We start from the raw sequence: 22,519 nt of genomic DNA on the forward strand, positions 1-22,519 counted from the left end.
GGGCGGCGGGAGCGGGGGCCAGCCCCCCGCGCCGCCGGAGAATGTGTTGGCAGGAAATGGAGACGGGTGTGGGGCAGATTCCAGAGCGCGCGCGGGCGGTCATCATCGGGGGCGGGGTTTCGGGCTGCTCGGTCGCCTATCATCTGGCCAAGGCCGGCTGGACCGACATCGTGCTTTTGGAGCGCAAGCAGCTGACCAGCGGCACCACATGGCATGCGGCGGGGCTGATCGGGCAGTTGCGCGGATCGGCCAACATGACCCGTCTGGCGAAGTATTCCGCCGATCTTTACGTCAAGCTTGCCGCCGAGACCGGGGTCGAGACGGGGATGCGGCAAGTGGGGTCGATCTCGGTCGCGCTGACGCGCGAGCGGCACGAGGAATTGCTGCGTCAGGCCACGGTGGCGCGGATCTTCGATGTCGAGGTGCACGAGATTTCCCCCGCCGAGGTCAAGGCGCGCTATCCGCATCTGAACGTGTCGGATGTGGTGGGGGCGGTGGCGCTGCCGCTTGACGGGCAATGCGACCCCGCCAATATCGCGATGGCGCTGGCCAAGGGCGCGCGGATGCGCGGGGCGCAGATTTTCGAGCATACCAAGGTGACAGGGGTCACCAAGGTTGCGGGCCGCGTGACGGGTGTCGATTACATCGGTGCCGAGGGCGAGCCGGGCCATATCGCCGCCGATGTGGTGGTGAACTGCGGCGGCATGTGGGGGCGCGACCTTGCCGAACAGTCGGGCGTGACGCTGCCGCTGCATGCCTGCGAGCATTTCTACCTGATCACCGAACCTGTCGAGGGCCTTGGCCATCTGCCCGTTCTGCGGGTGCCGGACGAATGCGCCTATTACAAGTCGGACGCGGGCAAGATGATGATCGGCGCTTTCGAGCCGAAGGCGAAGCCCTGGGGCATGGGCGGCATCCGCGAGGATTTCATGTTCGACACGTTGCCCGAGGACTGGGACCATTTCCAGCCGATCCTCGAACATGCGATGAACCGGATGCCGCTGTTCGAGACGGCGGGGATCCACACCTTCTTCAACGGACCCGAGAGCTTTACGCCCGACGACCGCTACTATCTGGGCGAGGCGCCCGAGGTGGCGGGCTACTGGATCGCGGCGGGCTACAACTCGGTCGGGATTGCGGGATCGGGCGGGGCGGGGATGGCGCTGGCGCATTGGATCACCGAAGGCGAGGCCCCGTTCGACCTGTGGGAGGTGGATATCCGCCGCGCCCAGCCGTTCCAGCGCAACCGCAAATACCTCAGGGAGCGGGTGACCGAGACGCTGGGTCTGCTTTACGCCGACCACTTCCCCTATCGGCAGGTGGAAACCAGCCGCGGGGTGCGGCGCACGCCCTTGCACGCGCATCTGAAGGCGCGCGGCGCGGTCTTTGGCGAGGTTGCGGGCTGGGAGCGGGCGAACTGGTTCGCCAACGAGGGGCAGGAGCGCGAATACCGCTACAGCTGGAAGCGGCAGAACTGGTTCGGCAACCAGCGGGCCGAGCATCTGGCGGTGCGCAACGGGGTGGGGCTGTTCGACATGTCCTCGTTCGGGAAGATCAGGGTCGAGGGGCGGGATGCCTGCGCCTTTCTCAACCGCGTCTGCGCCAACCAGATCGACGTTGCCACGGGGCGGATCGTCTATACGCAAATGCTCAACCGCAAGGGCGGGATCGAAAGCGATCTGACGGTGACGCGGCTTTCGGAAACGGCCTTCCTGCTGGTGGTGCCGGGGGCGACCTTGCAGCGCGATCTGGCGTGGTTGCGGCGGCATCTGGGCGAGGATTTCGCGGTCATCACCGATGTGACGGCGGGCGAGGCGGTGCTGTGCCTGATGGGCCCCAAGGCGCGTGATGTGATGCGGGCGGTCAGCCCTGCCGATTTCTCGAATGCGGGCCATCCCTTCGGCACGGCGCGCGAGATCGAGGTGGGCATGGGCCTCGCCCGGGCGCATCGGGTGACCTATGTGGGCGAGCTGGGCTGGGAGCTTTACGTCAGCGCCGATCAGGCCGCGCATGTGTTCGAGGCGGTGGAGGAGGCGGGGGCGGAACACGGGCTGAAGCTTTGCGGCATCCACACGCTCGATTCCTGCCGGATCGAAAAGGCCTATCGCCATTTCGGCCATGACATCACCGACGAGGACCATGTGCTGGAAGCGGGGCTTGGCTTTGCGGTCAAGACCGGCAAGGGCGATTTCATCGGGCGTGATGCGGTCTTGGCCAAGCAAGAGGCCGGGCTGTCGCGCCGGATGGTGCAGTTCCGGCTGACCGACCCCGAACCGCTGATGTTCCACAACGAGGCCGTGGTGCGCGACGGCAAGATCGTCGGACCGGTGACGAGCGGCAATTACGGCCATTTCCTCGGGGGGGCGGTGGGACTTGGCTATGTGCCCTGCAAGGGCGAGAGCGAGGCCGATGTGCTGGCGAGCCGCTACGAGATCGAGATTGCAGGCGTGCGCCACGCGGCGGTGGCGTCGCTGGTGCCGATGCATGATCCGAAATCGGAACGTGTGAAGGGTTGACGGCGGGGCAAGGGGGGCGTTCGGCCCCCCGGTCCTGCCCTGGATATTTGACAGACAGAACATGAGGGTGCGGGGATGAGCGACGACATCATGACGGGCGAGACCTGCGAGCCGTCGCGGGCGCGGCGGGCAGGGGGGCGGGCGAACCGCGTGGCGCTGCGCTCGGCGCCCTTGGCCGAGAATTTGCGCCCCGTGCGCGGGGGGATGCCCGGCGGGCAATACAAACCCCTGACCGAGGCGGGGATGGCCGCGATCCATGCCAGCGCGCTGGATGCGCTCGAGGTGATCGGGCTGTCGCAGGCGCCGAAATCGGGGGTCGAGATCATGACCGCCGCAGGGGCGATACAGGGCGATGACGGGCGGCTGCGCTTTCCGCGCGCACTGGTCGAGGATATGCTGGCGGTCGCGGCGCGCGACATCACGCTGCATGCGCGCGACCCCAAGCACGACCTGCATCTGTCTGGGAACAATGTGCATTTCGGCACGGCGGGGGCGGCGGTGCATATCGTCGATCCGATCACGCTGGAGTATCGCGACAGCACGGCGCAGGATCTTTATGATGCCGCGCGGCTGGTCGACAACCTCGACAACATCCACTTCTACCAGCGCACGATGGTTTGCCGCGATGTGGTGGACAACCGCGACATGGACCTCAACACGCTTTACGGCTGCCTTGCCGGAACGACCAAGCATGTCGGCACCAGCTTCAGCGACCCGAGCCATGTGGCCGACTGTTTCGACATGCTTTACATGGTGGCGGGCGGCGAGGAGAAATGGCTGGAGCGGCCTTTCGTTTCGAACTCGAACTGTTTCGTCGTGCCGCCGATGAAATTTGCCGAGGAATCCTGCATCACGATGGAGGATTGCATCCGCCGTGGCATGCCGATGCTGCTGCTGAGTGCGGGTCAGGCGGGGGCGACGGCACCCGCGCCCATCGCGCTGACCATCGTTCAGGCGATGGCGGAATGTCTGGCCGGTGTGGTCTATGCCAATGCGATCAAGAAGGGCGCGCCCTGCATCTTTGGCACCTGGCCCTTCGTGTCGGACCTGCGGACGGGGGCGATGAGCGGCGGATCGGCCGAGCAGGCGCTGCTGACGGCGGGCTGCGCGCAGATGCACCATTTCTACCGCCTGCCCGGCGGGGCGGCGAGCGGGATTTCCGACAGCAAGCTGCCCGACATGCAGGCCGGATGGGAGCAGGGCATCACCAATGCGCTGGCGGGCCTGTCGGGGCTGAACATGTGCTACGAGGCGGTGGGGATGCATGCCTCGCTTCTGGGGTTCTGCCTTGAATCGCTGGTGCTGGGAGACGACCTGCTGGGGCAGGCGATGCGTCTGGTGCGGGGCATCGACGTGACGCCGGACAGCACCAGCATCGAGGCTATGAAGCAGGTCTGTCTGGGCGGGCCGGGGCATTATCTGGGCTCGGACCAGACGCTGAGCCTGATGCAGACCGAATACATCTACCCCGCCGTGGGCAACCGGATGAGCCCGAAGGAATGGAACGAGGCGGGAAAGCCGTTGTTGCTCGACACGGCGATTGCGCGCAAGAATGCCATTCTGGCCAAGGCGGGCTGCCGCATCGATCCCGAGATCGACGCCGCGATCCGCGCCAAATACAATATCCATTTCCGGTGAGGATAGAATGACTTACGCCAATCTTTCAAAGTTCTACATCAACGGGGAGTGGGTGGCGCCCCTTGGCAAGGCCACGATGGGGGTCGAAAATCCCGCCACCGAGGAGATCGTGGGGCAGGTGGCGCTGGGCAGCGTGGCCGATGCGGACCGCGCCATTGCGGCGGCGCGGGCGGCCTTTGCGGGGTTTTCGCTGTGGTCGGCCGATGACCGGATCGCGCTGCTGGAGCGGATACTGGCCGAATACAACGCACGCTACGACGCCTTTGCGCAGGCGATGAGCACCGAGATGGGCGCGCCGATGGCCTGGGCACGCGAGGCGCAGGCCTGGGCGGGGCAGGTGCATCTGGAAAGCACCATCGCCGCCGCCAAGGCGTTCCACTGGGAGGAGAAGCGCGGCAACACCCTGCTGATCCGCGAAGGCATCGGGGTTTGCGCGCTGATCACGCCGTGGAACTGGCCGATGAACCAGATCGCCTGCAAGGTTGGCCCTGCCATCGCGGCGGGCTGCACGATGGTGCTGAAGCCTTCGGAAATCGCGCCCCTGTCGGGGGTGCTGTTTGCCGAGGTCTGCCATGCGGCGGGGGTGCCTGCGGGCGTGTTCAACATGGTCAACGGCACGGGGCCCGAGGTCGGCGCGCGGATGTCGAGCCACCCCGAGGTGGATATGGTGAGTTTCACCGGATCGACCCGTGCGGGCGTGCAGGTGGCGACAGCCGCTGCCCCCACGGTGAAGCGCGTGGCGCAGGAGCTGGGCGGCAAGTCGGCCAATATCATCCTGCCGAGCGCCGATCTTGCCGCTGCGGTGGCGGGCGGTGTCGAGGGATGTTTCGGCAATACGGGCCAGTCCTGCGACGCGCCGACGCGCATGTTCGTGCCGATGGCGCGGATGGACGAGGCGCTGGCCGTGGCGAAGGCCGCTGCCGAAAAGGTGGTGGTGGGCGATCCGAACGACCCTGCGGTGACGATGGGGCCGCTGATCTCGAAACTGCAATTCGACAAGGTGCAGGGGCTGATCCAGAAGGGCATCGACGAGGGGGCCACGCTGGTCACCGGGGGTGTCGGCCGCCCTGTCGGGGTCAATCGCGGCTGGTTCGTGCGGCCGACGGTCTTTGGCCATGTGACCAATGACATGACCATCGCGCGCGAGGAGATATTCGGCCCCGTGCTGTCGGTGATCGGCTATGACAGCGTCGATCAGGCGGTCGAGATGGCGAATGACACGGTTTACGGCCTTGCCGCCTATGTGCAGGGCGACGTGGCCGAGGCGGTTGCCGTGGGGCGGCGGTTGCGGGCGGGGCAGGTGAACCTGAACTATCCGGCCTGGGACACTTTCGCGCCCTTCGGCGGCTACAAGCAATCGGGCAACGGACGCGAATATGCCGATTGGGGCATCCATGATTTCTGTGAAGTGAAGGCGCTGGTGGGGGCAGGGGCATGAAATACGGCTATATCGGGCTTGGAAACCTTGGCGGGCATCTGGCCGCCAGCCTGATCCGCGCGGGGCATGAGGTGGTGGTGCATGACCGCGACCCCGCTTTGGCCGAACGGCACCGCGCGATGGGGGCCAAGGTGGCGGCAAGCCCCGCCGAGGTGGCGGAACTGTCGGACCATGTGTTCACCTGCCTGCCCTCGCCCGCCGTGTCCGAGGCGGTGCTGGCGCAGTTGATGACGGCGATGCAGCCCGGCGCGACATGGATCGAGAACTCGACCCTGGGGCGGGACGATATCTTGCGGCTGGCCGGTCTGGCGCGGTCGGGCGGGGTGCGGCTTCTGGAAGCGCCCGTGACCGGGGGGGTCCACCTTGCCGCGCGGGGCGAGATCACCGTGCTGGTGGGCGGCGATGCGGACCTGTTCGAGATGCACAAACCCGCGCTTCAGGCGATTGGCGACAAGATTTTCCATATGGGTCCGCTCGGCTCGGCGGCGGTGATCAAGGTGATCACCAACATGCTGGCCTTTATCCATCTGGTCGCGGATGGCGAGGCGCTGATGCTGGCCAAGCGCGGCGGGCTTGACCTGAAAACCGCGTGGGAGGCGATTGCGGCCTCGTCCGGGACCAGTTTCGTGCATGAGACCGAGGGGCAGTTGATCCTGAACGGCAGCTACGACATCGCCTTCAGCATGGATCTTGCGTTGAAGGATCTGGGTTTCGCGATGGGCTTCGGGAAAGAGTTCGGCGTGCCGCTCGACCTTGCGGCGATGACGAACCAGACCTTCATGAAGGGCAAGGCGGTTTATGGCGGCGGGGCGCAATCGACGCAGATCGTCAAGTTGCTGGAAGATGCGCTTGGCACCGATCTGCGCGCCGCAGGTTTCCCCGCGCGGCTGGAATAGGCTTGCACGGCGCGGCGGGGCGGGGAAGATGCGGGCAAAGAGGTGAGACATGACCCGCAATTCCGACGACCGCCGTTTTGCCGAGCTTTTGCACCACCGCCGCGACCGGCTGGCGCAGGGTGATCCGATCACCCCGCCGCTGGTCTCGGCTGCGACATACCATCTGCCACGGGTCGATCAGGGCGGCTTCATGTATGGCCGCATGTCGATGCCGACGTGGGAAGAGGTGGAAGCCCAGCTTGCCATTCTGGAAGGCGGCGATTGCGTAAGCTTTCCGTCCGGAATGGCCGCGATTTCGGCGGCGCTGTTTGCCAGCGTGTCGGCGGGCAAGCGGGTGGTGCTGCCATCGGATGGCTATTACACGACGCGGCTTTTTGCCGAAGGGTTCCTGCGGCCCTTTGGCGTGGCGGTGGACTATGTGGCGACGACGGCTGTGGAGGCTGCCGATTTCACCGGCGCGGGGGTGGTCTATCTGGAAACGCCGTCGAATCCGTTTCTCGATGTCTGCGACATTGCCGCCGTGGCGGCCCGCGCCCATGCGGCGGGGGCTGTGGTGATCGTGGACAACACCACGCTGACGCCGGTGTTGCAGCGGCCACTGGAGCTTGGCGCGGATATCGTGGTCGCCGCCGATACCAAGGCGCCGGGCGGGCATTCGGATGTGCTGTTCGGCCATGTCGCCACGCGGGATGCAGCCGTTTTGCAGCGGGTGAAGGATTGGCGGAAGCTTTCGGGCGCGGTTCCGGGGGCATTCGAGGCATGGCTGGTGCATCGGGGGCTGGAAACGCTTGAGGTGCGGATGGAGCGGATGTGCGCCAGCGCCGCTGTGATCGCCGCGCGGCTGGCGGCGCATGGGCGGGTGCGCGGGGTGCGCTATCCGGGGCTGGCGGGGGATGCGGCGCATGCGGTGATGCTGCGGCAGGCGGGCGGCTTCGGCTTCCTGATCGGGATGGAGCTGGAAAGCGCCGAGGCCGCCGAGCGGTTTCTGGCGGAATGCCCCTATCTTGCGCGATCGACATCTTTCGGCTCGACCCATAGCGCGGGCGAGCGGCGCGCGCGCTGGGGCGATGCGGTGGCCGAAGGGTTCATCCGCCTGTCGATCGGCCTTGAGCCGGTCGAGGCCCTGTGGGCGGCGATGGCCGGGGCGCTGGAGCGGTAAATTCTTCTGCGAAGAATTTGCGGGACGATTTTTCTGCGAAAAATCAGGCTTTTCGCAGAAAATCCGTTTCGCGGAACTTTCGCGGAAAATTCCTAGACGTTGGTCCAGCCGCCGTCGATGCTGATCGCCTGTCCCGACATGAAGGCGCTTTCGTCCGAGGCGAGGTAGACGGCCAGCGCCGCGATTTCCTCGGGCTTGCCGATCCGGCCCATCGGCTGGCGGGCGATGAAGGCGGCGCGCGCGGTTTCATAGTCGCCCTGCGCGCGCATGCGGGCTTCGAGCGAGGGGCTTTCGACGGTGGCGGGGCAGATGGCGTTGCAGCGGATGCCACGGGTCACGTAATCGGCGGCCACCGATTTGGTGATGCCGATCACGGCGGCTTTGGTCGCGCCATAGACGAAGCGGTTCGGGGCCGCGATGATGCTCGACGCGACCGAGGCGATGTTCACGATCGACCCGCCGCCATTGTCGAGCATGGCAGGCAGGAAGGCGCGGGTCATGCGGTAGAGCGATTTGACGTTGAGTTCGACCGAGAAGTCGAAGGCGTCCTCCTCGCAGTCGAGGATGGTTCCGGCATGGACGAAGCCCGCGCAGTTGAACAGGATGTCGACCGCGCCGACCTGTGCTGCCATCGCCGTGATCGCGGCGCCGTCGGTCACGTCGAGGCGGTGGGCCTCGATCCCTTCGGCGCGCAGGGCCTCGACCGCGGTGGTGGAGAGGTCGGTCGCGATGACGCGCGCACCCTCGGCAGCGAAGGCGCGGACGGTGGCAAGGCCGATGCCCGCACCCGAAGCCGTGCAGAAGGCGGTTTTTCCCTGAAGGCGCATGGTGCTTTTCCCGAATTGTGCTGCGGCGCAGTCAAGCGGGATTGGCGCCTAGGCGCAAGAGGGAACTGACATGTTAGTTGAGTGTGGCGAGCAGGCGCACCGCTTCGACGCGCGGATCGGTGAGGACCGAGCGGTCCTCGCCGGGGAAGAAGCGGGCGCGGGTGGCGGTGGGCATGGGGGCGGGGGTCTCGATGCGGACGCGGGGGCCGATCTTGACCGTTTCCGCCTGCCATGACCGTGCGACGGCCATTTGTGCCGCTTTCGACGCGCCGTAGGAGCCGAAGAATTTGGTTCCCCCCCGCGGGTCGTCGAAGAAAAGCGCGGTGCCGTTCGGGGCGAAGCGCAGCAGGGGTTCGACCATCGGGATCAGCGATCCGGTGGCGCGGGCGTTGGTGGCGAAGGATTTGTCCCAGTCCTTCATGTCGATGCTGCCTGCGGGCGAGAGGGGGGCGGCATGGACCGCCGTATGGACCCAGAGATCGACCTTGCCCCAGCGCTGGTGGATCGACAGGCACAGGTGGCGCATCGCATCCTCGTTGGTGACGTCCATCGGGGCGAGGGTCATCGCCCCCGCGCCGGGCAGGCCAGCGGCCTTGACGCGGTCATCCAGTTCTTCGAGGCCGCCCACGGTGCGGGCCACGGCCACGACCTGCCAGCCGCGCAGGGCAAGCTGTTCGGCCAGTGCGGCACCCAGTCCGCGCGATGCCCCTGTGACGAGTGCGATGCGTGTTTCCGTGTCGGCCATGGCAGCACCTTTCCGATCCGGCCCCGTCAGGCCAATTTCCCGCCGGATGGATCACTCCTGCCGCGGCGTGTCAAGGTGGCCAAGGGCGCGGGGGGCTGTCTGCCCCCCGGAAGGATCGCGTGCCGCGACCCTTCTCCCCCCGAGGATATTTGCGGCAAGAGGAAGCCGGGGGTTATTCCGCGGCCTTCATCTCGAATCCCTCTTCGATCTTGTCCGAGGGCGCGATGGGATAATCGCCCGAGAAGCAGGCGTCGCAGTATCGCGGGCTTGCGGCATCGCGGCCCGCCGCTTCGCCTGCGGCGCGGTAGAGGCCGTCGAGCGAGATGAATTTCAGGCTGTCGACGCCGATCCAGTCGCGCATCTCGTCCTCGGACATGGTGGCGGCGAGGAGTTTGGAGCGTTCGGGCGTGTCGACGCCGTAGAAGCAGGGCCATGCCGTGGGGGGCGAGGCGATGCGGAAGTGGACCTCGGCGGCGCCCGCGTCGAGGATCATGTCCTTGATCTTGCGGCTGGTGGTGCCGCGCACGACCGAATCGTCGACAAGGATCACCCGCTTGCCCTTGATCAGCGCGCGGTTGACGTTGAGCTTGAGGCGCACGCCCATGTTGCGGATCTGTTCGGTCGGTTCGATGAAGGTCCGGCCCATGTACTGGTTGCGGATGATTCCCATCGCGTAGGGAATGCCCGATTGCTGGCTGTAGCCGATGGCTGCCGGGGTGCCGCTGTCGGGGACGGGGCAGACGAGGTCGGCTTCGACCGGGGCCTCTTTCGCCAGTTCCACGCCGATCTGGTGGCGGGTCTCGTAGACCGAGCGGCCGCCGAGGATGCTGTCGGGGCGGCTGAAATAGACATGTTCGAAGATGCAGAAGCGCGACTTGGCCGGGGCGAAGGGGCGGAAGCTTTCGACCTTGTTGCCTTCGATCACGACCATTTCACCGGGGTCGATCTCGCGGATGAACTCGGCGCCGATGATGTCGAGGCCGCAGGTTTCGGACGAGAGCGCCCAGCCGGAATCGCCGACGCGGCCAAGGACCAGCGGGCGCACGCCAAGGGGGTCGCGCACGCCGATCAGCTTGGTGCGGGTCATGGCGACGACCGAGAAGGCCCCCTCGACGCGGCGCAGGGCGTCCTTGATGCGTTCGGGGATGTTCTTCTGGATCGAGCGGGCCATCAGGTGGATGATGCATTCCGAATCCGACGAGGACTGGAAGATCGAGCCGCGCTCGATCAGCTCGCGGCGCAAGGCGGCGGCGTTGGTCAGGTTGCCGTTATGGGCGATGGCGGCCCCGCCCATCGAAAACTCGCCAAAGAAGGGTTGCACGTCGCGGATGGCGGTGGCCCCTTTTGAGCCTGCGGTGGAATAGCGCACATGGCCGATGGCGAGCGAGCCGGGCAGGGTTTCCATCACGTCGGGCTTGGTGAAGTTGTCGCGCACATAGCCGAAGCGGCGGGCCGAGTTGAAGCCGTGGTCGGGATCGTAGCTGACGATGCCGCCGGCTTCCTGACCGCGATGTTGCAGGGCGTGCAGGCCGAGGGCCACGAAATTGGCGGCATCGGCAACGCCGACCACGCCGAAAACGCCGCACTCCTCTTTCAGTTTGTCGTCATCGAAAGGGTGCGAGAGGAACGGGCGCATTAGGCCTCCGAATCCGAGGATGGGCATGGGCACCGTTTAGTGCTTTGTCATGCGGCTGTCACCCCCATATGCCGCAGCGCGGCGGGGCGGGGGGCGCAGGCGAGACCTGCGCCAATGCACGGTTGGCGGGCGCGTCAGTTGGCGGGGGCGGCCGGGGGGCGGGCGCGTCAGTTGGCGGGGGCGGCCGCCGCGTCGGTCGTCGTGCCACCGCAGACCTTGGTCAGATCGTTGTAGCGTTCGACGATCCAGCCGGGGGCGTCGCTGGGGATCTGCGCGTCGAGCTGGTCTTGCAGCGAGGCGAAGATCTTGGCCGAGCGGCTTTCCTCGACCATCGGGATGGCTTCGGAGGCGACGGCGCGGTCGTAGACGATGAAGGCGACGGCCACCAGAAGCACGCCGCGCACCGCCCCGAACAGGAAGCCGAGCCCCTGGTCGATGCCGCCGAGAACCGATTTGTGGATGGCCGAGGAGAGAAGCGGCGTGAAGAGCGAGGCCACGATGAGCGCGAGGGCAAAGACGATGGCGAAGGCCGCGACGATGGACAGCTCGCAGCTGTCGGAGAGGAATTTGCCGACGACGGGCAGTTCCTTGACCAGCGGCTGGACCGATCCGGCAAAGAGGAAGGCCACCACGGCGGCACCGATCCAGCCGACGATGGCCATGCCTTCGCGCACCAGACCCCGCGCATAGGCAAGGATGGCCGACAGCACGATGACACCCGCCACGACCGCATCGACCAAGGTAAAGCCTTCCATCGCACTCTCCCGTTTCGGCCTTAACCGGCCCCGAACATCTCACCGACAAAGGCCGTCAAATCCGGCATCTGGCGCAGTTTCATGCCTGTATCCGCCCCGAGCTTGGACCGTTCGGGCGCGACCGCCTGTGAGAAACCAAGTTTCGAGGCCTCTTTCAACCTGTTTTCGGTCTGGCCGACAGGGCGCAACGCTCCGGAGAGCGAGATTTCACCGAAAAGCACCATATCGGGCGGCAGGGCCACATCCTCGCGCGCCGACAGAAGGGCGGCGGCGACCGCCAGATCGGCGGCGGGTTCGCTGACGCGCATGCCGCCCGCGACGTTCAGGAACACGTCAAGCCCCGCGAAGGGAATGCCGCAGCGCGCCTCGAGGACGGCGAGGATGGTCGAGAGGCGGCCGGAATCGAGGCCGACGACCGTGCGCCGCGGCGTGCCGAGGTTCGAGGGCGCGACAAGGGCCTGAATTTCGGTCAGCACGGGGCGGGTGCCTTCGATTCCGGCGAAAACGGCCGATCCCGGCGTGGTCTGGCCGCGATCCGACAGGAACAGCGCCGAGGGGTTGGTGACTTGTGCCAGCCCGTTTCCGGTCATCTCGAAGACGCCGATCTCGTCGGCGGGGCCGAAGCGGTTCTTCACCGCGCGCAGGATGCGGAACTGGTGGCCGCGCTCGCCCTCGAAGTAAAGGACGGTGTCGACCATATGCTCGACCACGCGGGGGCCTGCGATCTGCCCCTCTTTGGTGACATGGCCGACAAGGATGACCGCCACGCCGCGCCGTTTGGCAAAGGTGACAAGTTCATGCGCCGCCGCGCGGACCTGGCTTACGGAACCGGGGGCGGCATCGACGGTGTCGAGCCACATGGTCTGGATCGAATCGATCACCGCAAGGTCGGGGCGTTCGGCATCGAGCGTGGTGAGGATGTCGCGCAGCGATGTTTCGGCGCCAAGCGAGACGGGCGCATCGGCAAGGCCAAGTCTTTGTGCGCGCATGCGGACCTGCGCGCTCGCCTCCTCGCCCGAGATGTAGAGGCATTTCAGGCCACGGCGGGCAAAGGCGGCGGTGGCCTGCAAGAGCAGGGTCGATTTCCCGATCCCCGGATCGCCGCCCACAAGGATGGCCGAAGCGGGCACGAGGCCGCCGCCCAGAACGCGGTCAAGCTCGTCAAGGCCCGAGCTTGCGCGGGGGGGCGGGGCTTCCTCGGTCGCGAGGTCGGTGAGGGGGATGGTGCGTCCCTTGGCGCCGAGGGGCTTGGGGCCGCTGGACAGGGGCGCTTCCTCGATGATCGAATTCCAGGCGCCGCAGGCATCGCATTTGCCGGCCCATTTGCGATGGACGGCGCCGCAGGCGGTGCAGGTGAACTGGGGGGTATTCTTGCTCATGCCCGAGCCTGAACAGAAAGGGCGTGCCGCTTCAAGGGGCGCGTCACGGGGTGCTTCAAGGGGCGCGTCATGGGGTGCGTCACGGGGCGCGTCACGGGGTCAGCATGGCAATGAGGATGGCGAAGGGCAGGGCGAAAAGCACCGTCCCCGCCAGCCAATGGCCCCACATCGGCACCGGCCATTCGGTCAGCACATGCCGCCCCCATGCTAGAACCAGCCAGATCCAACCGAGGATCGAGACATATTGCGAGATCTGCCGCGCCTCGGGCAGGGAAAACGGGACAGGGGCGAGCAGCCAGAGGCAGTAGAGCAGCCCCGACACGGCGATCAGCGGGGCGCCCCGCACGGACTTGCGCCAGCTTGCGATGGTGGCCACGGTGATGGCAACGGGGGTGAGATAGAGCAGGAAAATGACGGTCAGCGATTGCGCGGCGATCAGGGCGCGGTCGACCAGCGGCTCCATCTAGCGGACCGAGGCAATGGGGCCGTCGGCGCGGCCGTGGATGAACTGTTGCAGGTAAGGGTCTGGTGCGGCGTCCATTTCCGCGACCGGACCTGTCCAGTGGATCACCCCGTCCTGCAACATGGCCACACGGTCGGCGATGGCGCGGACCGAGGACATGTCATGCGTGATGGTCATGGCGGTGGCCCCCATCTCGGTGACGATCTCGCGGATCAGGGCGTTGATGACGCCGGACATGATGGGGTCGAGGCCGGTGGTCGGTTCATCGAAGAAGATGATCTCGGGGTTCGCGGCGATGGCGCGGGCTAGGCCCACGCGCTTTTGCATGCCGCCCGACAGCTCGGCCGGAAACAGGTCGGCGGTTTCGGGCTTGAGGCCGACGCGGCGCAGCTTCTCGATGGCGATCTCGCGCGCCTCGTGCTTGGGGCGTTTGAGGCTGCCGCGCAGCAGGCGGAAGGCGACGTTCTCCCAGACGCGGAGCGAATCGAACAGCGCGCCGCCCTGGAACAGCATCCCGAACCGGGCGAGAAAGGCGTCACGGTCGGCGCGGGACACATCCTGCCCGTCGAGCGTGATGGTTCCGGCATCGGGTGTGACAAGGCCGAGGATGCATTTCAGCAGCACCGACTTGCCCGTGCCCGACCCGCCGATGATGACCATGCTTTCCCCTTTGGGAATGGTCAGGTCGACCCCGCGCAGCACGCGGTTGGCGCCAAAGGATTTGTGGACGGCGGACAGCGTGATCATGAGGTGAAGAACACCTCGGTCAGCAGGTAGTTGGTGGCGAGGATCAGCACCGAGGCACCCACCACGGCGGCCTTGGTCGCAGCGCCGACGCCCTGCGCGCCCCGGCCCGAATTCATGCCGTGATAGCAGCCCATGATGGCCACGATGAAGCCGAAGGCGGCCCCTTTCCAGAGGCCGCTGACAACATCCCAGCTTTCAAGGAAATCATGGGTGTTCTGCAGATAGGTCGCGGGGTTGAAGCCCAGCCGGTTCACCCCCACCAGCCAGCCGCCGGCAATGCCGATGGCGTCGCCCACGCCGACCAGAACCGGCACGGCAAGGGTGGCGGCCAGAACCCGGGGCAGGGCAAGGTATTTCAGCGGGTTGGTCGAAAGCGTCACCAGCGCGTCGATCTGCTCGGTGACCTTCATCGTGCCGATCTCGGCCGCGATGGAGGATGCCACGCGGGCCGCGACCATCAAGCCGCCCAGCACGGGGCCAAGCTCGCGCACCATGCCGATGGCGACGATCGAGGGGACGGCGGCCTCGGCATTGAAGCGCGCGCCGCCCGAATAGATCTGCAAGGCCAGCGCCCCGCCGGTGAACACCGCCGTCAGGCCCACCACCGGCAGAGAGAACCAGCCGATCTGCATCAGCGCGGTCAGGAATTCGCGCGGGTAATAGGGCGGGCGGAACAGGTGGCTCACCACCTGCACCGCATAGATCGCGATGCGCCCGACAAAGGCAAGAAGCGCCAGCACCGGCCTGCCGATGGCCGCAAGGGGCGCGGTCAGGATCATGCCTGCCCCCCCGAATAGCGCCGCGCATAGCGCGGGCCGAGCGCGGTCAGGATCTCGTATCCGATGGTGCCCGCGATATCGGCCAGATCGTCGACCCCCTGCGCCGGGCACAGGATGTCGAGGCTGCGCGGCACCTCGGCCAGATCGGTCACATCGGCGGTGATCAGGTCCATCGAGACGCGGCCGATCATCGGCACGGGCTGTTCGCCATCCCAAAGCGGGGTGCGCCCCGACAGGCTGCGCGGCAGCCCGTCGGCATAGCCCGCAGCGACCGTGGCCACGACCGAGGGCCGCGTGGCGGTCCAGGCGCAGGCATAGCCCACGGTCTCGCCCGGCTCGACCCTGCGCGTCTGGATCACGGGAAGCGAAAGGCGCAGCACCGACTGGCCGGCAAAGGGCCGCCCGCCGTAAAGCCCTATGCCGGGGCGGGTCAGGTCGAAGTGATAGGCCGGGCCAAGCAGGATGCCGCCCGTCGCAGCCAGCGAGCGCGGGATGCCGAGCCCGTCGGTCATGGCGTGGAAATTCGCCAGTTGCAGCGGGTTCATCGCATGGTCGGCTTCGTCGGCACAGGCGAGATGCGACATCAGCATCTCGGGCTTGGCCGCCAGCACGATGGGGGCGATGGCCTGCCATTCGGCGGGTTCGATGCCAAGGCGGTTCATGCCGCTGTCGAGCTGGATGCCGAAAGGGTGGCCCGAGAGGGATTCGAAATGCCGCGTCACCTGCTGGAGCGAATTCAGCATCGGCGTCAGGTCAAGGTCGCGGATCATATCGGCATCGCCCGCCATGTGACCGCCAAGCACGTTGATCTGCGGCCCCGGTCCAAGGCTTTGGCGCAGGGCGGCGCCTTCCTCGGTCATGGCGACAAAGAACCGCCGCGCCCCCGCTTCGGCCAGCGCACGGCCCACGCGGGCGGCGCCGAGGCCGTATGCATCGGCCTTGACCACGGCGGCGGTCTGCACGCCGGCGGCTGACAGCCGGTCAAGGGCCCGCCAGTTTGCGGAAATCGCGTCGAGGTCGATGGAAAGGGTCGCTTGTGCCATGCGGGGGGTTTTCGGCAGGGGCGCGCGCGGGGTCAAGTCAATTCTGGCCTTGCCGCCCAAGAAGGGGGGCTTTGCGCCCCCCGCCGCTGCCTGCGTGCCGCAGCCAGCGCCTCCCCCCGCAGGATATTTCGGGCAAGAGGAAGCCACCAAGGTTTTGTTAACCTTTCCCTGCGACGCTGGAGGCGCGGTACAGGGAGGGATCCCGATGACCGTGCAAGGGGAAGGCATCCCGCGCTGGACGGAAGCGCCCGCGGGATGCCGGACTGCTTGCCATGCTTCCTCTTGCCCCAAATATCCTCGGGGGGTGAGGGGCGAAGCCCCGAGGGGGGCAGACGGCCCCCCTTTGGCCGGATCAGTCGCGCAACCCGGCCATCGCGCGGTCGAGGTGGACATAGCCGCCATCGACGTAAAGCCATTGCCCCGTGGTATGGCCCGCCCGGGGCGAGAGGGTGAACACCACCGTATCGGCCATCTCCGTATCAAGCGTCATGCGTTGCCCGAGGGGGATGCGGGCGGTGATCTCGGCCAGCTTTCCGGCACGATCGGGGAAGGTGTCGAGCCAGGCGTCATACATGGGTGTCAGCACCTCGGCCGGAAGCACGGCGTTGACGCGCACGCCGTGGGGGGCGAAGGCTGCGGCCCATTCGCGGGTCAGGCCCAGCTGTGCCGCCTTGGCCGCGACATAGGCCGAGGTCGAGCCTTGCCCCGTCACGGCGGTCTTGGACGAGACGTTGACGATGGCGCCACGCTCGGCCCTCAGGTCGTTCTGCAGCAGATGCACCAGCGTGTAGTAATGGATCAGGTTCTGGTCGAGCGAGGCGCGGAAGGCATCGGGTCCGGCGTTCAGGTCGATTCCGTCATTGGTGCCCGCATTGTTCACAAGACCGTAGACGCGGCCCCATCTCGCCTGCACCTCGGCAACGGCGGCGCGGACCTCGGCGTCCTTGGCAAGATCGACCCTGACCCATCCCGCCTTGGGCTGGGCGGCCGTGATCTCTTGCAGGAAGGCGTCGGGCGGCGCGCGGCGGGCGAGGATGACGGGGATGGCCCCTTCTGCGGCAAGGCAGCGCGTGATGGCCCCGCCGATGCCCGCGCCGCCGCCTGTCACGATGACAACCTTGTCCCTCAGCCCCAGATCCATATCCGCCCCCCTGCAATCTTCGGGCGTGACCTTACCGCCGCGCGTGCGGAAGGAAAGGGGGAACTGACATGTCAGTTTGCCGTCGGCCGTTTCGCCGCCGCGTCAGTATTCGACGCGGCTGTCGCTTTGCCAGGGTTTCACAAGGTTGCCGAAGCGGGTGAAGCGGCCCTCGAAGGACAGTTCCACCGTGCCGATCGGGCCGTGGCGCTGCTTGCCGATGATGACCTCGGCCTTGCCATGCACGTTTTCCATGATGGTCTGCCACTGGGCCATCTTTTCCAGCTCGTGATCGGCGGGCTTTTCGCGTTCCTTGTAATATTCCTCGCGGAACACGAACATGACCACGTCGGCGTCCTGTTCGATCGACCCCGATTCCCGCAGGTCGGACAGTTGCGGGCGCTTGTCGTCGCGGCTTTCCACCGCGCGCGAAAGCTGCGACAGCGCGATGACGGGAATGTTCAGCTCTTTGGCGATGGCCTTCAGGCCCTGGGTGATCTCGGACACTTCCTGCACGCGGTTCTCTTTGGACGAGCCTTTGAGAAGCTGGAGATAGTCGACCATCAGCACATCGAGCCCGTGGGTGCGCTTGAGGCGGCGGGCGCGGGCGGCGACCTGCGAAATCGGCAGGGCGGGGGTGTCGTCGATGTAGAGCGGGCAGGATTCCAGCGCCTTGGCGGCTTCGACGAAGCGGCGGAATTCCTGTTCGGTCATGTCGCCGCGGCGGATCTGCTCGGATGGCACTTCGGAGGCTTCCGACAGGATACGGGCGGCAAGCTGTTCCGACGACATCTCGAGGCTGAAAAAGCCCACCACCCCGCCTTCGACAGCGCCTTCCGATCCGTCGGGCATGCGGCCGCGTTTGAACGCCTTGGCGATGTTGAAGGCGATGTTGGTGGCGAGCGAGGTTTTCCCCATCGAGGGGCGACCCGCAAGGATGAGGAGGTCAGAGGGGTGCAGCCCGCCGAGTTTCTTGTCGAGGTCGATCAGCCCCGTCGAAATCCCGGCAAGGCCACCGTCGCGCTGGTAGGCGGCGTTGGCCACGTTGACCGCCTCGGTCACGGCCTTGAGGAACGAGACGAAGCCGCGTTCGGCAACGCCCTGTTCGCCCAGCTTGTAAAGCTTCTGTTCGGCCTCGATGATCTGTTCGCGCGGTTCCGAGACGACATCGACCTTGGCCGCCTTGGCCGAGATGTCCTTGCCAAGCGCGATGAGTTCGCGCCGCACGGCAAGGTCATAGATCATCTGCGCGTAATCGCGCGCGGCAAAGGCCGAGATCGCCGCCCCCGCAAGACGCACCAGATAGGCCGGACCGCCGAGTTCTTTCAGCCCTTCGTCATCCTCGAAAAAGGGTTTCAGCGTAACGGGGCTGGCAAGGGCGTTCTTCTGGATTCGGGCGGCGGCCTTCTCGAAGATGCGCTGGTGGACGGGGTCGTAGAAATGCTCGGCCTTCACCAGAATCGCGATGCGGTCATAGACGTCGTTGTTCGTCAGGATCGCGCCGAGAAGCTGTTGTTCGGCTTCGATATTATGGGGCAGGAAATCGCCTTCGGGTGCGGGTTGCAGCGCGGGGGCAAGCGGGCGCAAGGTGGCGATATCGGTCATTCCTGAACCCCTGTTGGCTGGCCTCGGCCCCGTTTTTCGCGCGACGCGCGTCACGGGCCCGAGCGCCCTTTGTTAGACGAAGCCACGGCGGGCGCAATCTGGGTAAGTCTGTGGACAACTGCCCGTGAAAGCGGCGCGACGCTGCCTTGCCCTTATGGTGCCACAAGATGTCGGCTTTTCAAACAGCCGAGCCACGATATGAGGCGGGTTTTTCGCGCCATCTGGCCGAGTTATCCCGAACCATCCACAGCCCCCCATCCGTTTGGCTTGGTTAACGTGGCAGTTTGGCAACGAGACGCCGGGCGGAAAACCGCATGTCGTCGGGCCGCTGCCCGTCTGCCCCCAAGGCGCGCCCTTGGGAAACTCTTGCCCGCGTGAACGGGGCCGCAGGACGTGCTGCTTTCATACTCGCGCAAATATCCTCGGGGGAGGCGACGCGGCCTTGCCGCGTCGGCAGGGGGCGGAAAGCCCCCTTGCGCGGCCGGTGCCGCAAAGCGGGCGGGGTTATTTTGCCCGTGCGGCCTGCCAGGCGCGGGGATCGCGGAGGAAGGCTTCGACCTCGGTCAGGGTCTTTTCGTCAAAGGCGCCGCTGGCGCGGGCCTCGGCCAATACGTCCCACCAGGTGCAAAGGTGATGCAGCGCGACCCCGTGGTCTGCCAGACGTTGGGTCGTTTCGGGGAAGATGCCGTAGTAGAAGATCACCGCCGTATGGGCGCAGGTGGCCCCCGTTTCGCGGATCGCATCGACGAAGGAGAGTTTCGAGCCGCCATCGGTGGTCAGATCCTCGACCAGAAGCACGCGCTGGCCTTCGGTCATGGCGCCCTCGATGCGGGCGTTGCGGCCATAGCCTTTGGGCTTCTTGCGCACATAGGTCATCGGCAGGGCAAGGCGTTCGGCCACGAGGGCGGCAAAGGGGATGCCCGCCGTCTCGCCGCCCGCGATGTTGTCAAAGGCCTCGAATCCGGCGTCGCGCATCACGGTGACCGAAAGGAAATCCATCAGCACCGAGCGGATGCGCGGGTAGGAGATGAGTTTGCGGCAGTCGATATAGGTGGGCGAGGGCAGGCCGCTTGCGAGCGTAAAGGGGGTCTCGGCGTTGAAATGCACGGCCTTGATCTCGAGCAATGCGCGGGCGGTCAGGCGGGCGATTTCGTCCTTGGGCGGGAAAGCGGCGGGGATCATGCGGTGTCCTTTGGCGAAGGGCGGGATTTTTCGCAGAAAAATCGCGGCGGGATCAGGCGTTGACGTGCCAATGCACGGGGAAACCGGGGTCGAAGACGGTGACGGGGCCGGCCTCGGTGAAGATTTTCGCGGGCCATGCGGCCACGTCGCCCTTGGTCAGGGTGATCGTCGCCTCGTTGACGGGCAGGCCGTAGAAGCGCGGGCCGTTCAGGCTGGTAAAGGCCTCGAGCCTGTCGAGCGCGGTCTCTTCCTCGAAGACATGGGCCAGAAGCTGCATCGTGTTCGTCGCCGTGAAGCAGCCCGCGCAGCCGCAGGCATGTTCCTTCAGCGCGTCGACATGCGGGGCGCTGTCGGTGCCGAGGAAGAAGCGCCCCTCGCCTCCGGTGGCGGCAGCCCGCAGCGCCAGACGGTGCTTTTCGCGCTTTGCCACGGGCAGGCAGTAGTAATGCGGCTTGATCCCGCCCACGAGGATGTGGTTGCGGTTGATGATCAGGTGATGGGTGGTGATCGTGGCCCCCAGACGGTCGCCGCCGTCGCGGGCATAGGCGACACCTTCCTCGGTGGTGATATGTTCCATGACCACGCGCAATTCGGGAATGCGGCGGCGCAGCGGGTCGAGGACGGTGTCGATGAACACGGCCTCGCGGTCGAAGATATCGACCTCGGGTGTCGTCACCTCGCCATGCACGCAGAGAGGAAGGCCGATTTCGGCCATCTTTTCCAGAACGCCCTGCACCTTGGCGAAATCGCGCACGCCGCCGTGGGAATTGGTGGTGGCCCCCGCGGGGTAAAGCTTGACGGCCTTGACCAGACCCGAGGCATGGGCGGCGGCGACATCGGCCGCGTCGGTGTCTTCGGTGAGGTAAAGCGTCATCAGGGGGGCAAAGGCCATGCCCTCGGGCAGGGCGGCAAGGATACGCTCGCGGTAGGCCAGAGCTTGCGCCCCTGTCACCACGGGGGGGACGAGGTTCGGCATGATGATCGCGCGCGCGAAATGGCGGGCGGTTTCGGGCAGCACCCCTTGCAGCATTGCGCCATCGCGCAGGTGCAGGTGCCAGTCATCGGGGCGGCGGAGTGTCAGGGTCTGGGTCATGATCCCCGCGCCTAGCCGAAACGGCGCGGCCTTTCCAGTGGGATTTGCGGCTGGTCCTGCTAGACTGGGGCGGTTCTTGTGGATCGGGCGTCAGGGGAGTGTGCGGGGATGCGGTGGATGTGCGGGGCGGTTCTGGCCCTATGGCCGGTTGCGGCGGTGGCGCAGGATTGCGACGCGGCCGGATCGACGCTTGAGATGGGCACCTGCCTGCAAGCGGCGCTGGAGGCGGCCGATGCCGAGTTGAACGACAGCTACAAGGCCGCGATCGAGGGGCTTGCCGCCGGTGGCACCGAGAATGCCGATGCGGTGGCCGAGGCCCTGCGCGCGGCGCAGCGGGCCTGGATCGGCTATCGCGATCTGGCCTGTGCCTCGGAAGCGGCGCTTTACGAGGGCGGGTCGATTGCGGGCGTGGTCCGGACCGGATGCCTGCTGCGGCTGACGACCGAGCGGGTCACGGGCCTGTCGGAATTCCTGCCGAACTAGCGCGCGGCCTCGGGCGGGGTTTGCGGGGCAAGGCCAAGTTGCGCTTCCAGCAGGGCCATGCGGCGGCGGAAGCGCGGCGCGCCAAGCCGCGAGGTGACCGAGCGGCAGATGCCAAGCGCGCGGCGCGGCCGGGTTTCGTTTTCCGCCAGAATGGCGCGCAGATAGGGGCCGAAACTGCGCCGGTTGCGCCACCAGCGGGAAAAGGCCCTTGCGTCAAGCGTATCCTCGGCGGCCGCAAGGATCAGCACCGGCAAAAGCTGCATCAGCGCAAAGGCGGCCTCGATCCCGTCACCCAGAAAGGGCGTGGCATAGCTTTTCATCCAGGGCGCGCGGAACAGGGCCGCGTGCATCGCGTCTTCGGTCTGGCGCGGGTCGTAGATGATGTGCAGCGAGGCCGCGCCTTCGGTCATGTCGGGCGCGTAGCCGTAGCGCGAGGTGAAATCCAGCTTGCGCCGCGCCATGTGCCGCCTGTCCCATCCGGCGACCGCAGGGTCGAGCGAGGCGCGCGGGCTGATGGCAAGCACCGTGGCCCCCGGTGCCGCGACGGAAAAGGCGCAGGCCGCATATCCGGCGCTGCCCGCACCGTAAAAGACGACCTTGTCGAAATCCTCGAAGAAGGCTTCGTCCACGAGCCGGTCGATATAGGAATAGACCGCGGCATCGCGGTACCACGTCTCGCCCTCGGAGATGAGGCAGAGGTGCGACCAGCCGTTGGCCTGCGCCACCTCGTGGCCATAGGGCAGGGCGGTGGGGCGTTCGCGCACCGAGTCGATCTGTTCGAAGGTGACAAGCAGGGTCGGGCCGTCATCGTGGAAAAAGGCCCAGTGCCGGTCGCCTACGGTGACGAAATACCCTTCCTCGGCGCTGGTTTCATCCATGAAGGCGAACCATTCCGTCCGGTTGCGATGCACCGGAGCCGGGCCCTTGGCAGGTGCCTCGGGCAGAGAAAGGGTGTCGGACATGGGCGGATGCCCCTTTGTGATCGTCTGCAACGTGC

Annotated in this window: 20 protein-coding genes; 6 read left to right on the plus strand and 14 right to left on the minus strand. The window is 66.5% G+C overall.

Annotation, left to right across the window (positions count from 1 at the left end; all coding sequences use genetic code 11):
* Positions 1-41 precede the first annotated feature (41 nt).
* From H7F16_RS06990 to H7F16_RS07010, 5 genes are all read left to right on the plus strand, one after another.
* Positions 42-2,516 carry a GcvT family protein gene (locus H7F16_RS06990; RefSeq protein WP_241741335.1) on the plus strand — a complete coding sequence of 825 codons (2,475 nt, stop codon included), beginning with the start codon at positions 42-44 and terminating at the stop codon, positions 2,514-2,516.
* 75 nt (positions 2,517-2,591) lie between these two features.
* Positions 2,592-4,154, plus strand: a complete 1,563-nt coding sequence (locus H7F16_RS06995; protein WP_185796867.1) for a trimethylamine methyltransferase family protein — start codon at positions 2,592-2,594, stop codon at positions 4,152-4,154.
* 7 nt (positions 4,155-4,161) lie between these two features.
* On the plus strand, positions 4,162-5,592 hold the full coding sequence (locus H7F16_RS07000) for an aldehyde dehydrogenase family protein (RefSeq protein WP_185796868.1): 1,431 nt from the start codon (positions 4,162-4,164) through the stop codon (positions 5,590-5,592).
* Entirely contained in the window at positions 5,589-6,488 is a 900-nt protein-coding gene (locus H7F16_RS07005; RefSeq protein WP_185796869.1) for an NAD(P)-dependent oxidoreductase, read from the plus strand. The genes H7F16_RS07000 and H7F16_RS07005 overlap by 4 nt, the downstream gene beginning before the upstream one ends.
* A gap of 49 nt (positions 6,489-6,537) precedes the next feature.
* Positions 6,538-7,647 carry a cystathionine gamma-lyase gene (locus H7F16_RS07010; RefSeq protein WP_185796870.1) on the plus strand — a complete coding sequence of 370 codons (1,110 nt, stop codon included), beginning with the start codon at positions 6,538-6,540 and terminating at the stop codon, positions 7,645-7,647.
* 92 nt (positions 7,648-7,739) lie between these two features.
* Here the strand turns inward: H7F16_RS07010 and H7F16_RS07015 are convergent, their stop codons facing one another.
* The 13 genes from H7F16_RS07015 to pyrC all read right to left on the minus strand — a co-directional run bounded on the left by H7F16_RS07015 (position 7,740) and on the right by pyrC (position 21,039).
* A complete protein-coding gene (locus H7F16_RS07015) occupies positions 7,740-8,474 on the minus strand; it encodes an SDR family oxidoreductase (protein ID WP_185796871.1) in 735 nt (244 codons plus the stop codon).
* Positions 8,475-8,547: 73 nt separating this feature from the next.
* Positions 8,548-9,219 (minus strand): SDR family NAD(P)-dependent oxidoreductase, encoded by a 672-nt coding sequence (locus tag H7F16_RS07020; RefSeq protein WP_185796872.1) that lies wholly within the window; start codon positions 9,217-9,219, stop codon positions 8,548-8,550.
* A 172-nt stretch (positions 9,220-9,391) separates the two neighbouring features.
* Positions 9,392-10,855: an amidophosphoribosyltransferase gene (gene purF, locus H7F16_RS07025; RefSeq protein WP_185796873.1), complete on the minus strand. Its 1,464-nt coding sequence runs from the start codon at positions 10,853-10,855 to the stop codon at positions 9,392-9,394.
* A 167-nt stretch (positions 10,856-11,022) separates the two neighbouring features.
* A complete protein-coding gene (locus H7F16_RS07030; protein WP_185796874.1) occupies positions 11,023-11,610 on the minus strand; it encodes a CvpA family protein in 588 nt (195 codons plus the stop codon).
* A gap of 20 nt (positions 11,611-11,630) precedes the next feature.
* Positions 11,631-12,989, minus strand: a complete 1,359-nt coding sequence (radA, locus tag H7F16_RS07035; RefSeq protein WP_185796875.1) for a DNA repair protein RadA — start codon at positions 12,987-12,989, stop codon at positions 11,631-11,633.
* A 91-nt stretch (positions 12,990-13,080) separates the two neighbouring features.
* Positions 13,081-13,452, minus strand: a complete 372-nt coding sequence (locus tag H7F16_RS07040) for a hypothetical protein (protein ID WP_185796876.1) — start codon at positions 13,450-13,452, stop codon at positions 13,081-13,083.
* Entirely contained in the window at positions 13,453-14,199 is a 747-nt protein-coding gene (locus H7F16_RS07045; RefSeq protein WP_185796877.1) for an ABC transporter ATP-binding protein, read from the minus strand.
* Entirely contained in the window at positions 14,196-14,978 is a 783-nt protein-coding gene (locus H7F16_RS07050) for an MlaE family ABC transporter permease (RefSeq protein WP_185796878.1), read from the minus strand. The genes H7F16_RS07045 and H7F16_RS07050 overlap by 4 nt, the downstream gene beginning before the upstream one ends.
* Positions 14,975-16,021: an alanine racemase gene (gene alr / locus H7F16_RS07055; protein ID WP_185796879.1), complete on the minus strand. Its 1,047-nt coding sequence runs from the start codon at positions 16,019-16,021 to the stop codon at positions 14,975-14,977. The genes H7F16_RS07050 and alr overlap by 4 nt, the downstream gene beginning before the upstream one ends.
* A gap of 352 nt (positions 16,022-16,373) precedes the next feature.
* Positions 16,374-17,162 carry an L-fucose dehydrogenase gene (locus H7F16_RS07060; protein WP_185796880.1) on the minus strand — a complete coding sequence of 263 codons (789 nt, stop codon included), beginning with the start codon at positions 17,160-17,162 and terminating at the stop codon, positions 16,374-16,376.
* Positions 17,163-17,264: 102 nt separating this feature from the next.
* Positions 17,265-18,764, minus strand: a complete 1,500-nt coding sequence (locus H7F16_RS07065; RefSeq protein ID WP_185796881.1) for a replicative DNA helicase — start codon at positions 18,762-18,764, stop codon at positions 17,265-17,267.
* A 504-nt stretch (positions 18,765-19,268) separates the two neighbouring features.
* A complete protein-coding gene (locus tag H7F16_RS07070; protein ID WP_185796882.1) occupies positions 19,269-19,946 on the minus strand; it encodes an orotate phosphoribosyltransferase in 678 nt (225 codons plus the stop codon).
* A 52-nt stretch (positions 19,947-19,998) separates the two neighbouring features.
* Positions 19,999-21,039 carry a dihydroorotase gene (pyrC, locus tag H7F16_RS07075; protein WP_185796883.1) on the minus strand — a complete coding sequence of 347 codons (1,041 nt, stop codon included), beginning with the start codon at positions 21,037-21,039 and terminating at the stop codon, positions 19,999-20,001.
* Positions 21,040-21,147: 108 nt separating this feature from the next.
* Here pyrC and H7F16_RS07080 point away from each other — a divergent pair, with 108 nt between their 5' ends.
* Positions 21,148-21,522: a lysozyme inhibitor LprI family protein gene (locus H7F16_RS07080; RefSeq protein ID WP_185796884.1), complete on the plus strand. Its 375-nt coding sequence runs from the start codon at positions 21,148-21,150 to the stop codon at positions 21,520-21,522.
* Here the strand turns inward: H7F16_RS07080 and H7F16_RS07085 are convergent.
* Entirely contained in the window at positions 21,519-22,484 is a 966-nt protein-coding gene (locus H7F16_RS07085; protein WP_185796885.1) for a phosphoadenosine phosphosulfate reductase, read from the minus strand. The two genes, H7F16_RS07080 and H7F16_RS07085, sit on opposite strands and share 4 nt — an antisense overlap.
* Positions 22,485-22,519 lie beyond the last annotated feature (35 nt).

It is taken from the genome of Paragemmobacter straminiformis (assembly GCF_014243445.1).
Taxonomy (GTDB): Bacteria; Pseudomonadota; Alphaproteobacteria; order Rhodobacterales; family Rhodobacteraceae; genus Paragemmobacter; species Paragemmobacter straminiformis.

What these genes read in the sequence shown, in the direction of transcription:
- H7F16_RS07070 (WP_185796882.1), bottom strand. Translation starts at nt 19,946, where the DNA reads ATGATCCCCGCCGCTTTCCCGCCCAAGGACGAAATCGCCCGCCTGACC.
- H7F16_RS07060 (WP_185796880.1), bottom strand. Translation starts at nt 17,162, where the DNA reads ATGGATCTGGGGCTGAGGGACAAGGTTGTCATCGTGACAGGCGGCGGC.
- H7F16_RS07065 (WP_185796881.1), bottom strand. Translation starts at nt 18,764, where the DNA reads ATGACCGATATCGCCACCTTGCGCCCGCTTGCCCCCGCGCTGCAACCC.
- H7F16_RS07020 (WP_185796872.1), bottom strand. Translation starts at nt 9,219, where the DNA reads ATGGCCGACACGGAAACACGCATCGCACTCGTCACAGGGGCATCGCGC.
- H7F16_RS06995 (WP_185796867.1), top strand. Translation starts at nt 2,592, where the DNA reads ATGAGCGACGACATCATGACGGGCGAGACCTGCGAGCCGTCGCGGGCG.
- H7F16_RS07005 (WP_185796869.1), top strand. Translation starts at nt 5,589, where the DNA reads ATGAAATACGGCTATATCGGGCTTGGAAACCTTGGCGGGCATCTGGCC.
- H7F16_RS07010 (WP_185796870.1), top strand. Translation starts at nt 6,538, where the DNA reads ATGACCCGCAATTCCGACGACCGCCGTTTTGCCGAGCTTTTGCACCAC.
- H7F16_RS07015 (WP_185796871.1), bottom strand. Translation starts at nt 8,474, where the DNA reads ATGCGCCTTCAGGGAAAAACCGCCTTCTGCACGGCTTCGGGTGCGGGC.
- H7F16_RS07080 (WP_185796884.1), top strand. Translation starts at nt 21,148, where the DNA reads ATGCGGTGGATGTGCGGGGCGGTTCTGGCCCTATGGCCGGTTGCGGCG.
- H7F16_RS07045 (WP_185796877.1), bottom strand. Translation starts at nt 14,199, where the DNA reads ATGATCACGCTGTCCGCCGTCCACAAATCCTTTGGCGCCAACCGCGTG.
- H7F16_RS07085 (WP_185796885.1), bottom strand. Translation starts at nt 22,484, where the DNA reads ATGTCCGACACCCTTTCTCTGCCCGAGGCACCTGCCAAGGGCCCGGCT.
- H7F16_RS06990 (WP_241741335.1), top strand. Translation starts at nt 42, where the DNA reads ATGTGTTGGCAGGAAATGGAGACGGGTGTGGGGCAGATTCCAGAGCGC.
- H7F16_RS07000 (WP_185796868.1), top strand. Translation starts at nt 4,162, where the DNA reads ATGACTTACGCCAATCTTTCAAAGTTCTACATCAACGGGGAGTGGGTG.
- radA (WP_185796875.1), bottom strand. Translation starts at nt 12,989, where the DNA reads ATGAGCAAGAATACCCCCCAGTTCACCTGCACCGCCTGCGGCGCCGTC.
- H7F16_RS07030 (WP_185796874.1), bottom strand. Translation starts at nt 11,610, where the DNA reads ATGGAAGGCTTTACCTTGGTCGATGCGGTCGTGGCGGGTGTCATCGTG.
- H7F16_RS07050 (WP_185796878.1), bottom strand. Translation starts at nt 14,978, where the DNA reads ATGATCCTGACCGCGCCCCTTGCGGCCATCGGCAGGCCGGTGCTGGCG.
- alr (WP_185796879.1), bottom strand. Translation starts at nt 16,021, where the DNA reads ATGGCACAAGCGACCCTTTCCATCGACCTCGACGCGATTTCCGCAAAC.
- purF (WP_185796873.1), bottom strand. Translation starts at nt 10,855, where the DNA reads ATGCGCCCGTTCCTCTCGCACCCTTTCGATGACGACAAACTGAAAGAG.
- pyrC (WP_185796883.1), bottom strand. Translation starts at nt 21,039, where the DNA reads ATGACCCAGACCCTGACACTCCGCCGCCCCGATGACTGGCACCTGCAC.
- H7F16_RS07040 (WP_185796876.1), bottom strand. Translation starts at nt 13,452, where the DNA reads ATGGAGCCGCTGGTCGACCGCGCCCTGATCGCCGCGCAATCGCTGACC.